The organism is Nitratireductor indicus C115 (assembly GCF_000300515.1).
Classification (GTDB): Bacteria; Pseudomonadota; Alphaproteobacteria; order Rhizobiales; family Rhizobiaceae; genus Nitratireductor; species Nitratireductor indicus.
Genome location: NZ_AMSI01000006.1, coordinates 127,789 through 142,771 on the forward strand (window position 1 = coordinate 127,789; position 14,983 = coordinate 142,771).

At 62.3% G+C, this 14,983-nt stretch carries 14 protein-coding genes; 3 read left to right on the top strand and 11 right to left on the bottom strand.

The features are described 5' to 3' along the window. Window positions 1-17 precede the first annotated feature (17 nt). The gene (locus NA8A_RS10475; protein ID WP_009756473.1) at window positions 18-992 is read left to right on the top strand and encodes a WD40 repeat domain-containing protein; all 975 of its coding nucleotides are present in this window, start codon (window positions 18-20) and stop codon (window positions 990-992) included. Between the two features lie 29 nt (window positions 993-1,021). On the opposite strand, the gene NA8A_RS10480 is transcribed toward NA8A_RS10475, so the two are convergent. From NA8A_RS10480 to NA8A_RS10490, 3 genes are read right to left on the bottom strand one after another with little or no spacing between them, the layout of a single operon-like run. Next, window positions 1,022-2,293 (bottom strand): glycerate kinase type-2 family protein, encoded by a 1,272-nt coding sequence (locus NA8A_RS10480; protein WP_040672398.1) that lies wholly within the window; start codon window positions 2,291-2,293, stop codon window positions 1,022-1,024. A 51-nt stretch (window positions 2,294-2,344) separates the two neighbouring features. Further along, complete coding sequence (gene guaD / locus NA8A_RS10485; RefSeq protein ID WP_009756475.1) at window positions 2,345-3,652, bottom strand: guanine deaminase; 1,308 nt, start codon at window positions 3,650-3,652, stop codon at window positions 2,345-2,347. 3 nt (window positions 3,653-3,655) lie between these two features. Then, window positions 3,656-4,870 carry a urate hydroxylase PuuD gene (locus NA8A_RS10490; protein ID WP_009756476.1) on the bottom strand — a complete coding sequence of 405 codons (1,215 nt, stop codon included), beginning with the start codon at window positions 4,868-4,870 and terminating at the stop codon, window positions 3,656-3,658. A 123-nt stretch (window positions 4,871-4,993) separates the two neighbouring features. Here NA8A_RS10490 and NA8A_RS10495 point away from each other — a divergent pair, with 123 nt between their 5' ends. After that, the gene (locus NA8A_RS10495) at window positions 4,994-5,914 is read left to right on the top strand and encodes a LysR family transcriptional regulator (protein WP_009756477.1); all 921 of its coding nucleotides are present in this window, start codon (window positions 4,994-4,996) and stop codon (window positions 5,912-5,914) included. Between the two features lie 44 nt (window positions 5,915-5,958). On the opposite strand, the gene NA8A_RS10500 is transcribed toward NA8A_RS10495, so the two are convergent. From NA8A_RS10500 to modA, 4 genes are all read right to left on the bottom strand, one after another. Next, window positions 5,959-6,300: a winged helix-turn-helix domain-containing protein gene (locus tag NA8A_RS10500; RefSeq protein ID WP_009756478.1), complete on the bottom strand. Its 342-nt coding sequence runs from the start codon at window positions 6,298-6,300 to the stop codon at window positions 5,959-5,961. Window positions 6,301-6,429: 129 nt separating this feature from the next. Then, a complete protein-coding gene (gene modC, locus NA8A_RS10505) occupies window positions 6,430-7,530 on the bottom strand; it encodes a molybdenum ABC transporter ATP-binding protein (RefSeq protein WP_009756479.1) in 1,101 nt (366 codons plus the stop codon). Then, window positions 7,527-8,222 carry a molybdate ABC transporter permease subunit gene (gene modB, locus NA8A_RS10510; RefSeq protein ID WP_009756480.1) on the bottom strand — a complete coding sequence of 232 codons (696 nt, stop codon included), beginning with the start codon at window positions 8,220-8,222 and terminating at the stop codon, window positions 7,527-7,529. Before modB ends, modC begins: the two co-directional genes overlap by 4 nt. After that, window positions 8,219-8,983 (bottom strand): molybdate ABC transporter substrate-binding protein, encoded by a 765-nt coding sequence (gene modA, locus NA8A_RS10515; protein WP_051017993.1) that lies wholly within the window; start codon window positions 8,981-8,983, stop codon window positions 8,219-8,221. Before modA ends, modB begins: the two co-directional genes overlap by 4 nt. Before the next feature lie 262 nt (window positions 8,984-9,245). Between modA and tsaA the strand changes: the two genes are divergently transcribed. Beyond that, on the top strand, window positions 9,246-9,740 hold the full coding sequence (gene tsaA, locus NA8A_RS10520; protein ID WP_009756482.1) for a tRNA (N6-threonylcarbamoyladenosine(37)-N6)-methyltransferase TrmO: 495 nt from the start codon (window positions 9,246-9,248) through the stop codon (window positions 9,738-9,740). Between the two features lie 76 nt (window positions 9,741-9,816). On the opposite strand, the gene xdhC is transcribed toward tsaA, so the two are convergent. Genes xdhC through uraH form a run of 4 tightly spaced genes read right to left on the bottom strand, consistent with a single transcriptional unit; the run spans window position 9,817 to window position 14,833 of the window. Beyond that, window positions 9,817-10,626, bottom strand: a complete 810-nt coding sequence (xdhC, locus tag NA8A_RS10525; protein WP_009756483.1) for a xanthine dehydrogenase accessory protein XdhC — start codon at window positions 10,624-10,626, stop codon at window positions 9,817-9,819. A gap of 31 nt (window positions 10,627-10,657) precedes the next feature. Next, a complete protein-coding gene (gene xdhB / locus NA8A_RS10530; RefSeq protein WP_009756484.1) occupies window positions 10,658-13,000 on the bottom strand; it encodes a xanthine dehydrogenase molybdopterin binding subunit in 2,343 nt (780 codons plus the stop codon). 1 nt (window position 13,001) lies between these two features. Further along, window positions 13,002-14,468, bottom strand: a complete 1,467-nt coding sequence (gene xdhA, locus NA8A_RS10535; RefSeq protein WP_009756485.1) for a xanthine dehydrogenase small subunit — start codon at window positions 14,466-14,468, stop codon at window positions 13,002-13,004. Next, the gene (gene uraH, locus NA8A_RS10540; RefSeq protein WP_009756486.1) at window positions 14,468-14,833 is read right to left on the bottom strand and encodes a hydroxyisourate hydrolase; all 366 of its coding nucleotides are present in this window, start codon (window positions 14,831-14,833) and stop codon (window positions 14,468-14,470) included. The genes xdhA and uraH overlap by 1 nt, the downstream gene beginning before the upstream one ends. Between the last annotated feature and the right edge of the window lie 150 nt (window positions 14,834-14,983).

Here is a 14,983-nt window from a genome sequence, read left to right on the forward strand (position 1 = left end):
TGCAGGATCTCTTTAAAATGCCCACCGTCGCACCGCTGGACCTCGACGCTCACGTCATCGCCGTCGCCTGGCTGGATGACCTGGCGCATTTCGCGCTCGCCGACGGCGTCGTGCACAAGCTCCATGACGGCCATAAATGGAGCGAACTCCATGACGGGCTTCTGTGCGCGTGCCCTGACCTGGACGCCGCAAGCTTGCTCACTGGCGGTGAAGACGGTCGCGTCATGCGCCTTCTGGCGAATGGCGAAAGCACGGAACTGGCCACGATCGGTCGCAAATGGGTCACAAGCATCGCCGCCGGGCCGCAAGGATCTGTTGGTTTTGCCTCCGGCCGCAACGCCTATGTCCGTTTCTCAGACGGCAGGCAGCGTGAATTCCAGCATGCACGTGCAGCCGAAGGGCTAGCCTTCGCGCCGAAGGGAATGCGGCTCGCCGTTGCGCGCTACAACGGCGCGACGCTTCATTTTCCAGCGACAGAAGGCAAGCCAACCGAGCTGGAATGGGCCGGTGCCCACACTGGCGCGACCTTCTCCCCCGATGGCAGGTTCCTTGTCACAGCCATGCAGGAAAACGCACTCCATGGCTGGCGCCTCCCCGACGGCAAGCACATGCGCATGGCCGGCTACCCCGCCAAGATCAAGAGCTGGTCCTGGAGCGCAAAAGGCCGCTGGCTGGCCACATCCGGCGCACCGGCGGCCATTGTCTGGCCCTTCCAGGCGAAAGACGGCCCCATGGGCAAGGCCCCACTCGAACTCGGCACGCGCGGCGACACGATGGTGACCAATGTCGCCTGCCACCCTGCTGAAGAAATCGCGGCAATCGGTTATGCCGATGGCATGATCCTCGCCGTGCGCTTTGCCGACCAGAAAGAGGTCCTGTTGCGCCGCGCCGGCAAGGGCGCGATCACGGCCATGGCCTGGGATCGCGACGGCCGCCGCCTCGCCTTCGGCTCCGAGACCGGAGAAAGCGGCATCGTCGATATCGCCGGTTGATATCTGCGAGCCCCGAACTGTCCTGAAGACTACCGCACCAGGATCGCGCGCAGGTCGTTGACATTGGTGCCGGTCGGCCCCGGCACGAAAAGATCGTTCAAGGCCTCGAACGCCCCCCACGCATCATGGGCAGCCAGAAGCTCTTTGGCGTCTAGACCGGCCTCGCGCAACCGTGCGACGCTACGGTAATCGGCAAAGGCGCCTGCATTGTCCTGCGAACCGTCGATACCGTCTGTATCGGCTGCGAAGGCTGAAATGCCCCGCACCCCCTCGATGCCGAGCGCCAGTGCGAGAAGGAACTCGCTGTTGCGCCCGCCGCGACCACCCTTGCGATGCAACGTCACCGTGGTCTCGCCGCCCGAAAGGATTACGACCGGCTTTTGAAAAGGCCTGTTTTGCAGAGCCACCTCACGCGCGATGGCCGCGTGGACACCGCCCACCTCGCGCGCTTCTCCTTCCATGGAATCGGAAAGGATCACTGCGGGAATACCGGCATCCGACGCAACCATCGCCGCGGCCTCCAGCGAACGAGCCGCCGAGGCGATGACATGCACCGCATTGCCTGAAAAACACGCTTCATCAGGCTTGGGCGCATCCGCCTCGGGTGAAGAAAGATGTGCCATGACCGCGTCGGGAAGAGCAATTGCGTATGTGCGGATCACATCGAGTGCATCCTGCCGGGTTGCCCGGTCCGGCACGGTCGGCCCCGAGGAGACCAGCGCGGGATCGTCTCCCGGAATGTCCGAAACGATCAGCGAAACCACGCGGGCGGGATGTGCCGCGGCGGCAAGCCTGCCTCCCTTTATCGTGGAAACATGCTTGCGCACCGTGTTCATTGCCGAAATCGGCGCACCGGAGGCAAGCAGCGCCTCGTTGACAGCGATCTCATCGGCCAGCGACAAGTCTCCTGCCGGGCTCGGCAAAAGGGCTGATCCACCACCGCAAACCAGCGCAATGACGAGATCGTCCTCTGTCAGCCCTTCGACCAGACAGAGCAATCGTTCCGCCCCTCGCAGGCCTGCCGCGTCAGGCACGGGATGGGCTGCCTCGATCACCTCGATCTGCCTTGTCGCAGCGCCATATCCATATCGGGTGACGACGGCGCCTTCGAGCGGACCATCCCAAAGCTCTTCCAGAGCCGCGGCCATCTGCGCCGCGCCCTTTCCCGCACCGACGACAATGGTACGGCCGCGCGGCCTCTCAGGCAGGAAATTCTTCAGGGTCTGGCGGGGATCGGCCGCCGCCACCGCGGCCGCAAAGAGGTTCTTGAAAAAGGTCTTTTCATCGAACTGCCCGGCCACGCGCGTTTCCACCTCTTGATGTTCTCTTCAACGACGCAAGAGCAGCCCGCCTTAGAGAGCGCTCTTCACCGCCTCGCCCGCGACATAGGTCTCCACGACAGCACGGTCGTCGCCCAGCGTCTGTAGCACGAAAAGCTCTTCCGCGAGACTGTCCGCCCGTTCCATACGCAGAGCCATGACCGGCGTCGCCCGCGCATTCAGCACGACGAGATCGGCATCCGTTCCTTCTTCCAGCGTACCGACCCGTTCGGCAAGGGAAAGCGCCTGTGCGTTGCCCCGCGTTATCTGCCAGAACGAGGCTAGCGGGTTGAGCTTCTCGCCGTTCAGCGCGATCACCTTGTAGCCCTCGTCCATGGTGCGCAGCATGGAATAGCTTGTGCCGCCACCCACATCCGTTGCGCTGGCGATCCTGAGAGGCTTCGCCCTCCCGCGATAGCGCTGATAGTCGAACAGGCCAGACCCAAGAAAGAGATTGGAAGTCGGGCAGAACACGGCAACCGAGCCGCTGTCCGAGAGTACGTCTGCTTCGCGCTCGCTGAGATGAATGCAGTGGCCGAAGAGGGCTTTGGGGCCAAGCAGCCCGTAATGCTCGTAGATGCCGGTATAATCCGGCGCATCGGGATAAAGCGTCTGTGTGAACGCGATCTCGGCATGGTTTTCCGAAAGATGCGTCTGCATATGCAGGTCCGGAAAGGCCCGCATCAGCGCTCCCGCCATCTCCATCTGCTCGGGCGTGGAGGTGATGGCGAAACGCGGCGTGACGGCATAATTCAGCCGCCCTCTGCCGTGCCATTCCTCGATCAGCGCGAAACTGTCGTCATAGGAGGATTGCGGCGTGTCGGTCAGACCATCCGGCGCATTGCGGTCCATCATCACCTTGCCGGCGACGACGCACATGTTGCGTGCATGGGCTTCGGCGAAAAAGGCTTCCGCACTCGTCTTGTGCACCGAGCAATAGGCCGCGACCGTGGTGGTGCCGTTGCGCAGAAGCTCATCGAGAAACAGCCGCGCCACACGTCGGCCATGTTGCAGGTCGTCGAAACGCAACTCTTCGGGGAAGGTGTAATTGTTCAGCCAGTCGAGCAGCTCCGCGCCGTAGCTGGCGATCACCTGCATCTGCGGAAAATGTGCATGGGCATCGATGAACCCCGGCAGGATCAGATGCGGCCGATGGTCGATGACGAGATGCTCCGGCCCCGCCTTCGCCGCGACATCCTCATAATCGCCGCACGCGGCGATGATCCCGCCGCGCACCAGGACCGCGCCATCCTCCTCATAGCTATAGGAAGCATGGTCATCCATGCCCTGAGGTTCGGCATGGAATGTCAGGACACGGCCACGGATAAGCGTTTCAGACATTGTTCAGCGGGCTTCCTCGAACCAGGTGACGATCAGGCGCCGTTCGTCTTCGGTGATACCCGACACGTTGCCGGGCGGCATGGCATGGCTGCGCCCCGCCTGCAGATAGATTTCCCGGGCATGTTCGGCAATGCCCGCATCCGTATCGAGCTTCACATTCTTCGGCGCGATATGAATGCCGTCATAGCCGGGTTCGGCAGCGTGGCACATGGAGCAGCGCCCGAGCACCGTATCGCGCACGGCAGGAAAATGCGTGGACGCCACGAAAACCTCGCCGGCGGCCGAAAGCTTTTCCTCGCCGGTCAGAACCTTGGGCACGGTCGACAGCCACATGATGAGGATGAAAAGCACGCCCGCCAGCCCCCAGGTCCAGTGCGGATTGCCTTTCCGCGCATGCACCGTGTTGAAATAATGCCGGATCAGCACGCCAATGATGAAGATGATCGAGGCAATCACCCAGTTGAACTGCGTCGCGAAGGCCAGCGGATAGTGGTTCGACAGCATGAGGAAAACCACTGGCAAGGTCAGGTAATTGTTGTGGAGCGAGCGCTGCTTGGCCTGCAGCCCGAGCTTCGGCTCGGGCTTGCGCCCCGCCTTCAGGTCGGCCACCACGATCTTCTGGTTGGGGATGATGATGAGAAACACATTCGCCGTCATGATGGTGGCGGTAAAGGCGCCCAGATGCAGGAAGGCCGCCCGCCCCGTGAAAAGCTGCGTATACCCCCAGGCCATGGCGACGAGAATGCCGTAAAGAACCAGCATCAACGCCGTGTCGTTCTTGCCGAGCGGCGATTTGCAAAGAAGGTCGTAGAGGATCCATCCAAGCCCGATGGAGGCGAGCGAAATGAGAATGCCCACCGGTGCGGAAACATCGAGCACATTGCGGTCGACCAGATAAAGGTCAGCGCCCGCATAATAGACAACGGCGAGCAGGGCGAAGCCCGAAAGCCAGGTGGAATAGGATTCCCACTTGAACCATGTCAGATGCTCCGGCATCGAGGCCGGCGCGACCATGTATTTCTGGATGTGGTAGAAACCGCCCCCATGCACCTGCCATTCCTCGCCGCTCACCCCTTCCGGCAAGCCCGGTCGCTTGACCAGCCCAAGGTCGAGCGCGATGAAATAGAAGGACGAGCCGATCCAGGCGATGGCCGTCACCACATGCAGCCAGCGCACGCCGAAGGACAGCCAGTCCCAAAGAACCGCATAATCGTTCATGCCTGTTTCCTTATCCGTGTCGGCCCAAGGTTACGGACTCCGACATAAACAGAAAGCGGGGATAAGCACGATGACTTTCAAAATTTTCTGGAAAATAATGCCCCGCTAAAACAGGGGAGCCGGATGGCCTATCTGGACAACATCGCCATTTTCGTCCGCGTCGTCGAGCTTGGCAATCTTTCCGCCGCGGGCCGCGACATGCGCCTGTCACCGGCCGTTGCATCGAACCGGGTCAAGGAACTGGAAAAGCATCTCGGAGTGAGGCTTTTCAACCGCACCACCCGCCAGCTCACCCCCACCGAACAGGGCCGCGCCTTTTATGAGGGCGCCCGCAAGGTCCTGGAAGCCGTGGATGAGGCGGAGGCCTCGGTGGCTGCATTATCCGGCCAGCCGCGCGGCACGATCCGCGTGACGGCGCCACTTGGCATCGGCAAGCGACTGATCGCCAGCGGCATTCCGGAATTCCGCGACAAATACCCCGAAATCGAAGTTCGCCTTCGCCTGTCCGACCACGAGGTGGACATGATGCGGGAGGGTATCGATGTCGCTTTCAAACTCGGCATTCTGGAGAATTCCAGCTTCCGCATGCGCGGCATCATGGATTGCGACCGGGTTCTGGCCGCCGCTCCGGCCTATCTCGAACGTCGCGGCGAGCCGCAAACGCCTCAGGAGCTCATCGAGGACAACCATGATTGTCTGATGCTACGGTTTCCGGGAACCCGTGAAAGTTTGTGGGCGCTGGAAACGGATGCCGGCCCGCAGAAATTCGAGGTGCGGGGCCCGTTCGATTCAGACGACGGCGACGTCATCACCGGTTGGGCGCTCGCCGGGCGGGGCATCATCAACAAGCCGCGTTTCGAGATTGAGCCCTTCCTGCGCGACCGCCGCCTGAAAATCATTCTGCCGCAAAACCCGCCCGTGCCGGTAAAGCTTGCCGCATTATATCCGCACAAGAAATTCCAGGATCCCAAGGTCCGCCTTCTGGTGGATTTCATGGCCGGGCGCTGCCAGAGAATGATCGCCGATATTCTGGCTGGGCGCTGAAGCCTCGCGCCCCCTTCCTCCATCTCCACAAAAGGCCGGAACGCTCACGCCGCCTCGATATCCCCCTGAAGCGCTGTCAAATGCGGCTCGGCGGCGGCCAGGGCTGCCCGCTCGATGGCGCGGAACCGGCTGACGACGGCAAGGCCAACCGGAGTGAGTGCCGCTCCGCCGCCACGCTTGCCGCCGGTCTGCGTGGAAACCACGGGCTTTCCGAAAATCTGGTTCATCTCTTCCACCAGATCCCAGGCGCGCTTGTAGGACATCTGCATCTGCCTGGCGCCCGCCGAGATGGATCCGAACGAAGCGATATTCTCAAGCAGTTCGATCTTACCCGGTCCGATCCTGCCATCCGGATCGAGATTGACGCGAAGGCTGAGCGAAGGCATCGAACATATCCTGCGTAGAAAGCGTTATGGTCTTGACTTTATAACACTGCGTCAGCCGGCAAAAAAGCGCGCATGCGCAATTGAATGAGCTTGAACCTGCCGGGCACGCTCGGAAGGGCACGGCAGGCCCTATCGCGAAGCAAGGCTCGCGCTCTTCACCTGCGCGTGGATTGCCGTGCCCTCCGAAAGACCGAGCACATCCCAGGAGCGCCGCGTTATACGCGCAAGCAGACCATCGCCGGCACCGTCCTCACCCAGACCAAGAACCAGGATCATTTCGCGTTCATCGACCGTCCGCGCCGAGCGGATACGCGCCGGCAGCACGTTGAGGATGGAGGTCGCGGCCGGCTTTTCGAGCGCTATGCTGACATCTCCGGCTCCAACCCGAAGCCTGAGGCGCGTGCCCGCTTCCAGCCGTTGCCGGCCCGGGACAAGAAAAACGGCGCCAAGCACGTCGAGTTTCAGCAACCCGTATTGTTCATCGAAGCCCTTCACGACCGCGTCGAGGCTGACAGCCGCCTCGCGCTGCAACGCAAGCGGCAGGCTCGTGTCGCTCTGGATCGCCCCGAGAGGGCCGGAAGCAATCACGCCGCCCGCCCGCATCAGGACCAGTTCGTCGGCAAGTCGCTCCACCTCGAAAAGATCGTGTGTCACATAGAGCACCGGGATCGCCAGTGCCTCATGAAGCCTTTCGAGAAAGGGCAGAATCTCGTCGCGCGTCTGCCGGTCGAGGGCCGAGAGCGGCTCGTCCATCAACAGAAGACGCGGCTGGGAAAGAAGCGCCCGGCCGATGGCCACCCGCTGTCGTTCTCCGCCGGACAGATGCTGGGGCGCGCGCGCCATGAGGTGTTCGAGCCCAAGAAGATCGATCACCTCGTCGAAACCGACCCGCCCCTCCGCTGGAGGGAGCACCTTGCCGTGCGAGGAATAAAGAAGATTGCTCCGCACCGACATGTGCGGGAACAGGCTCGCCTCCTGAAACACATAGCCGACCCTACGCTTGTGCGGCGGAAGGAAGGTGTTCTCATCCTGCCAGATCTCGCCACCGACACGGCAGGTGCCGTTAAGCCTTTGCAGGCCGGCAATGCACCGCAGGACGCTTGTCTTCCCACAGCCCGACGGCCCGAACAGCGCCGTGATGCCGTGCCCTGGCGCAGCAAAGCGCGCATCAAGCGGAAAGCCGCCCAGCTGCCCCTTGAAAGCCACTTCGATATCGGCGCGTGAACTCATTCTCCCGCCCTGCGCATGCGTTTTTCGATCAGCGTCATGGCAAGAATGACAGCGAAGGCGAACACGACCATGCCTCCGGCCAATATATTGGCTTCGCGCCAGCGCAGCGTCTCGACAAAATCATAGATGGCGACCGAAAGGACCTTCGTTTCGCCGGGCACGTTGCCGCCGATCATCAACACCACACCGAACTCGCCCACCGTGTGAGCAAAACCGAGCACGGCCCCGGTCAGGAAACCTGGCCGCGCCAGAGGAACCGCGACCGTCCAGAAGGCCCGCGCGGGCGAGGCGCGCAGGGTTGCGGCCACCTCAAGCGGCCGGTCGCCCATCGCCTCGAAGGCGTTGCGGATCGGTTGAACCACGAAAGGCAGCGAATAGACCACCGAGCCGATGACCAGTCCCTCGAAGGTGAAGGCAAGCGTGCGTGCGCCCCACAGGCCGGCAAGCGCACCGCCGGGGCCGCTCGGCCCCAGCGTCACGAGCAGGTAGAAACCGAGCACGGTAGGCGGCAGAACGAGCGGCAGCGCGACAATGGCCGCCACCGCCTCCTTCCACCATGCACGCGAGCGCGCAAGCCACCACGCGACCGGCGTGCCGACGACCAGCAGGATCGCCGTCGTCAACGCCGCCAGTTCGATGGTCAGTCGGACCGCAGTCCATATTTCCGGTGAAAGCGCCTGCACGATACTCAATTAGCAGATTCGACGCCGTAACCGTACTTTTCGATCACGGCCAGCGCCGCAGGGCTTCTAAGGAACGCGACGAAGGCCCTGGCCGCATCGTTTGCCTCGCCCTTTTTCAGAAGGACAGCATCCTGCTTGATCGGATTGTACAGATCGCCCGGCACCTCCCAGCGTGATCCGCTTTCATTGCCGGCGAGCTGAGCCTTCGCAACGAAGCCCAGCTCGGCATTGGCGGTTTCCACGAACTGGTAGGTCTGGGCGATGTTGTTGCCCTGAACGATCTTGTTCTTGAGAGCATCGTAGACACCGAGCGCCTTCATGGCTTCAACGGCAGCAGTTCCATAGGGCGCCGTTTCGGGGTTGGCGACGGCGATCTTCTGGAAGTCGCCGGCCTTCAGCGTCTCCTGGTCCTTTACGAGGTCGGCCTCAGAACTCCACAGTACAAGCTTGCCGATGGCGTAGGTAAAGCTGGAGCCTTCAACGCCATATCCTTCCGCGATCGCCTTTGCCGGCCGATCGTCATCGGCGGCAAGGAAGACCTCAAAGGGCGCATCCTGCGTGATCTGCGTATAGAGCTGCCCCGTCGAACCGAAGCTCAGAACGGCCTGATGCTCCGTCTCGGCGGAAAACAAGGTGGCGATTTCCTTTGCTGCCTCGGTGAAATTGGCCGCCACCGCGACATTGGTCTCACCCGCCGCAGCCGGCCCCGCCAGAGCGGCGCAAACCACCATCACAGCTCCCGCGACACCCCACCGCACACGCGTCTCCATCAGCATGAACCTCTCCTGAATCGTGAAATTTGCCCTGACCATGCACGCCGCATAGCTTTTTCGATATATACAGATAAATATAACAATGGAAGACAGAGAATCGCCAATGTCCATCAAACGGGCATGCAGGAGTGAATATTGCCATTCACGCTATCTATCGCTGTATGGTGCGAGATCGGGATCTATTAGGAAAACCCAGGGAAGACGCGATGATGAGACGAAGCAGGCCCGGACACACCCAGCACATACGGATCTTCCGCTGATGGTGCGCGAAAACGAAATCAGGCCGAGTGAAATGGCCGTCGAACCTCCACCGGCCACGGATGCGGGACTTGTCTTTATCGGAAGGATATATTCGCCTTGGACGTCCCGTCTCAAGGCGCCGCGTCAGGGCCGGCAGGACGGGCCGCTCTGCCGCATCGAAATCTTCGATCCCTGGGTACCCGCGCTCGATGGCATCGGGCGATTCGAGCGTCTCGAAGTGCTATACTGGCTTCATCTCTCGCGCCGCGATCTGGTGCGCCAGAGCCCGGCCAATGACGGCAGTGCACGCGGCACCTTCGCGCTGCGCTCGCCGGTGCGGCCCAATCCTATAGGCACATCGGTCGTTTCCCTTGTAGAGGTCGACGGCCCGGTCTTGCTCGTAAGGGGGCTCGATTGCCTCGACGGTACTCCGCTCCTGGACCTGAAGCCGGATCGCACGCTCTTCACCCCCATCGCGCCACCGCAACCCGGTGATTTCGAAACGGGAGATTGAGCACTTCTTTGGTGAAGCATGGCCTCTCACCCAGGATGGCGCAGCTCCTCCTTGAGCAGCTTAAGCAGCAAGAGCCTCACTCTTGCGCAAAGAGGGCGGTCGCGATTTCCGCAGCCGCCAGCGTTGCGATCACTGCCGGCCGCTTGTCACGCACCCCTTCACCGCCAATCGGCGAATGAAGCCGTTCGAGCAACGCTGCATCGCCCCCGTTGCGGGCGAACCAGGAGGCAAAGGTCGCCCGCTTCGTGCGCGATCCGATCATGCCCACATAGGCGGCGTCATTGCGTCGGAGCGCCTCGCCGGCGATCAGGAAATCCAGTGCATGATCATGGGTCAGAACCACGAATGCGCTACCGGGAGGGGCTGTGCGCACGGCCTCCTCGGGCATTGCCAAAAGCCGCCTTTCCACCCCATCGGGAAGCCCCTGAAGCGCCTCTTGCCGCGTCTCCACAACGGTTACTTTCACCGGCATCAGGCATAGCGCCCCGGCCAGTGCCACGCCGACATGCCCGCCACCGAACAGGAAAACCGAAGGCCGGGCGGCCTCCAGCGTTGCCATCTCTTCGATAAGCGCCCGCCGGCGTGGCCGGTCCAGAAGTGCGATGTCGAGCCCGACGCGCCCGCCGCAGCACTGTCCGATCTCAGGGCCGAGCGGCACATCGAGTTCGGCTTTCGCATCCTCGCCCGCAATCAGGGCGCGCGCCTGTTCGATCGCCATGAATTCGAGCTGCCCGCCGCCAATGGTGCCGAAAATCGCGTCCTGCCCGACGAGCATCCAGGCGCCGGCCTCACGCGGAGTGGAGCCTTTGGCTTCGCGCACGCGCACCAGCGCCAGCTCGGGCCGCACGGCAAGAAAGGCCTCCAGTTTCGCAAGCGAATGGCTCATGCGATCCTTCATCCTGGCAGCCGCGAATACACTACGCGTCGGCCTGACCGGCCCGCACCCGCTCCACCGCCATCAAAACGCGCTCCGGCGTTGCCGGCGCGTCGAGCCTCGGACAGAGCCTGTGGCCCGCAACGCTTGCCACCGCATCGGAAAGCGCGTGCAGCACGGCCATGCCCAACATGAAGGGCGGTTCGCCCACGGCTTTCGAGCGATGCACGGTCGGCTCCGCATTCTCCGCCCAGTCTGCCAGCGCCACATTGAAGATTTTCGGCCGGTCGGAAGCAAGCGGGATCTTGTATGTGGAGGGCGCATGGGTGGCGAGCCGCCCCTTCTTGTCCCAGACAAGCTCTTCCGTAGTCAGCCAGCCCATGCCCTGGATGAAGCCGCCTTCGATCTGGCCGAGATCGATGGCCGGGTTCAGTGAACGGCCCACCTCGTGCAGGATATCCACACGTTCGACCATATATTCGCCCGTCAGCGTGTCGACCGAGACTTCGGCGCATGCCGCGCCATAGGCGAAATAATAGAAAGGATGTCCCTGCCCCTTGTCCCGATCCCAATGGATTTTCGGCGTCTTGTAGAAACCAGCCGCTGAGAGCTGGACGCGTGCCATATAGGCCTGATGGATGAGGTCATCGAAGGCGATTTCCTGATTGCCGACACGCACCCGTCCCGGCAGGAACACGATCTGATCCGTCGGAACCTCATAGCGATCCGCAGCAAAATCGATCAGCCGCGTCTTGATCTGTCGCGCCGCATCCTGCGCTGCCATGCCGTTCAGGTCGGAGCCGGAAGACGCGGCAGTGGCAGACGTATTGGGCACCTTGCCGGTCGTGGTTGCGGTGATCTTCACACGGTCGATATCGATCTGGAATTCCTCGGCCACCACTTGCGCGACCTTCACATAAAGGCCCTGGCCCATCTCGGTGCCGCCATGGTTCAAATGCACGGACCCGTCCGTATAGACATGCACCAGCGCACCCGCCTGGTTGAAATGGGTGGCGGTGAACGAGATGCCGAACTTGACCGGCGTCAGCGCAAGCCCCCGCTTGACGACGGGGCTGTTCTTGTTGAAGGCCGCGATCTCACGGCGGCGGCGCGCATAGGCCGCACTTTCCTCGAGCTCCGCCACGATGCGCTCCACGACATTGTCCTCCACCGTCTGGTGGTACGGCGTCGTATCGCGACCGGGCCCGCCATAAAAATTCAGCTTGCGGATATCGAGCGGGTCCTTGCCGACCGCGAAGGCGACTTCATCGATGATCCGCTCCGCCCCCACCATGCCCTGCGGTCCGCCGAAACCGCGAAAAGCGGTATTGGACACTGTGTTGGTGTAGAGCGGCCGCGAAACGGCACGTACTGCGGGATAGAAATAGGCGTTGTCGCAATGAAACAATGCCCGGTCCGTTACGGGACCGGAAAGATCGGCTGAAAAGCCGCAGCGCGCCGCATAGGCGAAATCGGCAGCGAGGATGTTGCCTTCGTCGTCGAACCCGACATCATAGTCGATCAGGAAATCGTGCCGCTTTCCCGTCGCCGTCATGTCATCGTCCCTGTCGGGGCGAATCTTGACCGGACGCTTCAGCCGCTTGGCGGCGATGGCAGCAATGGCGGCAAACTGGTTTGCCTGCGTCTCCTTGCCGCCGAAGCCGCCGCCCATGCGCCGCACCTCGATGGTCACCGCGTGGGAGGAAACGCCGAGCGCATGCGCCACCATATGCTGCACCTCGCTCGGATGCTGCGTGGAGGAATGCACGAGCACATCGCCATCCTCGCCGGGCATCGCGAAAGCGATCTGACCTTCAAGGTAGAAATGGTCCTGCCCGCCGACCCTCATCTGCCCGCGGATACGCCGCGGCGCTTCGCCGAGGGCGATCTCCACTTCGCCGCGCAAGAGCGTCAGCGGCTTGGTCACCAAAGGTGCATCCGGCCCCGCATCGGCGACGTCGATCAGCGCCGGCAGTTCCGCATAGTCGATCTTCGCGAGCCGGCAGGCGCGGCGTGCCGCCTCACGCGTTTCGGCAATCACCGCGAAGACCGGCTGGCCGAAGAAATGCACCTTCCCTTCCGCCAGCACGGGCTCATCATGCAGGCCGGTCGGGCTGAGGTCGTTGACGCCGGGCACATCGCTTGCCGTCAGGACATCGACCACGCCGGGTGCCGCCCGCACAGCCGAAAGGTCCATGGCAAGAATGTCCCCATGGGCAACAGTGGACAGGCCGAGGCAGGCATGCAGCGTGCCCGCAGGCTCCGGCATATCGTCGATATAGACCGCCTCGCCCGTTACATGCTTGTGCGCGGAATCATGGCGCTGGTCGGTCGCCACCCCGCCTGAAATCCGCTTCCTGTCGAGCTGCGCCTGATGCTTGTTCATGTCAGGCAGCCTCATGGCGGGAAAGCATCAACGGCACATGGCCCTCCACCCCTTCGAGGAAGAAACGACGCAGCAGGTTTCCCGCGACCACAAGCCGATAGTTCGCCGAAGCGCGCATATCGCTGATCGGCGAAAAATCCTCGGCCAGCGCAGCGACAGCTTGCTCCAGCGTATCCGCATTCCAGGACCTGCCGGTAAGAGCAGCCTCGACTGCGGTGGCGCGCCTGGGCGTTGCAGCCATGCCGCCGAATGCGATGCGCGCCGAGGTCACCACGCCGTTTTCGACGCTCACATTGAAGGCTCCAAGCACGGCGGTAATATCCTCGTCGCGCCGCTTGGAGACCTTCCACACCGAAAAGCGCGTGCCCTCTGGTGGCAACGGAAGCTCGATGGCCTCGACGAACTCGCCCGGCATGCGATCCTGCTTGCCGTAGTCGATGAAATAGGTCTCGAGCGGAATGGTCCGACGGCTCCCGCCCTTGCGCAGCACCAGCCGCGCGCCGAGCGCGATCAGAGGCGGCGGCGTATCGCCGATGGGCGAGCCATTGGCGATATTACCGCCGAGTGTGCCCATATTGCGCACCTGTTCCCCGCCAATACGCTCGATGAGGGCGCCCAGCGCCGGAATACGCCGTGAGAGAAGGTCGAATGCATCGGTATAGCTGACCCCAGCGCCGATACGGAGCATGCCATCGGCTTCTTCGATACCGTGCAAATCTTCCAGTCCGCCAATGAAGACTACGGGCCCGATGTCACGCATGAATTTCGTGACCCACAATCCGACATCCGTCGCTCCGGCGACGATGGTCGCCTTCGGTTCCTCTTCCAGAATGGCTGCAAGATCGTCAGCATTCGCGGGAACGATCAGACGCTCCCGACCCTCGCCGATCTCCACACGCGCACCGTCCCGCATCGCTGCAAGCCGTGATGTTACGCTGTCCCGCTCCTCGACCAGCGGGTCGCCGACGGAGGAAATTTCGCCGGCAGCCCGGGCCGCGCGGACGATTGCCTCATAGCCGGTGCAGCGGCACAAATTGCCCTGAAGAGCCTTTTCAATGGCCTGTTCGCCCGGCCCCGGCTCGCGCATCCAAAGCGCATAGAGCGACATGACAAAGCCCGGCGTGCAGAACCCGCACTGCGAGCCGTGAAAATCCACCATCGCCTGCTGCACGGGATGAAGGCTTCCGTCGGCACGCTTCAGATGCTCGACCGTCACCACATGGCAGCAATCGAGCGACCCCAGAAAACGGATGCAGGCGTTGACGCTCTCATAGCGAAGCACGCCACCGGACAAGCGGCCGACCAGAACGGTGCAGGCCCCGCAATCGCCTTCCGCACACCCTTCCTTGGTGCCGGTCAGGCGGCGGCGAAGACGAAGATAGTCGAGCAGCGTCTCACCGGTCTGGATGTCCGAAAGCGCAACCTCCGTTCCGTTCAGAAGAAACCGGATTTCGTCACGCGTCTTCATCAGCTGCCCCTGTAGGTGGAATAACCGAATGGCGAGATCAGAAGCGGCACGTGATAATGCGTCTCCTCCGCCATGCCGAAACGGATCGGCACAAGGTCCAGAAAGGCCGGATCGGGAAGCCGGAGATTTTGACTGCGAAGATATTCGCCCGCCGCAAAGACGAGTTCGTAAATCCCGGTCCGGAAGACTTCACCTTCCAGCAGAGGCGCATCGCAGCGCCCATCGCTATTGGTGCGCACGGTCTTGATGAGGGAACGGCTCTCGCCCTCCAGACGATACAGGACGATCTCCAGCCCGACAGCAGGCTTGCCGCTGGCCGTATCCAGCACATGGGTCGTCAGACGGCCTCCGCGTGCCTCGCTCATGCAGCCTCCCTTTTTTCTTTTCCGGACTGTTTTCCAGCCGACGCGATTGTGCTGCAAATCCATGGCAAGGATAAGGGGGGCTGTACCGGAAGCATTGGAAAAGACTTTCAAATTTTTCGGGAAAGTGACCTTAGCATTCCATCGGCTATC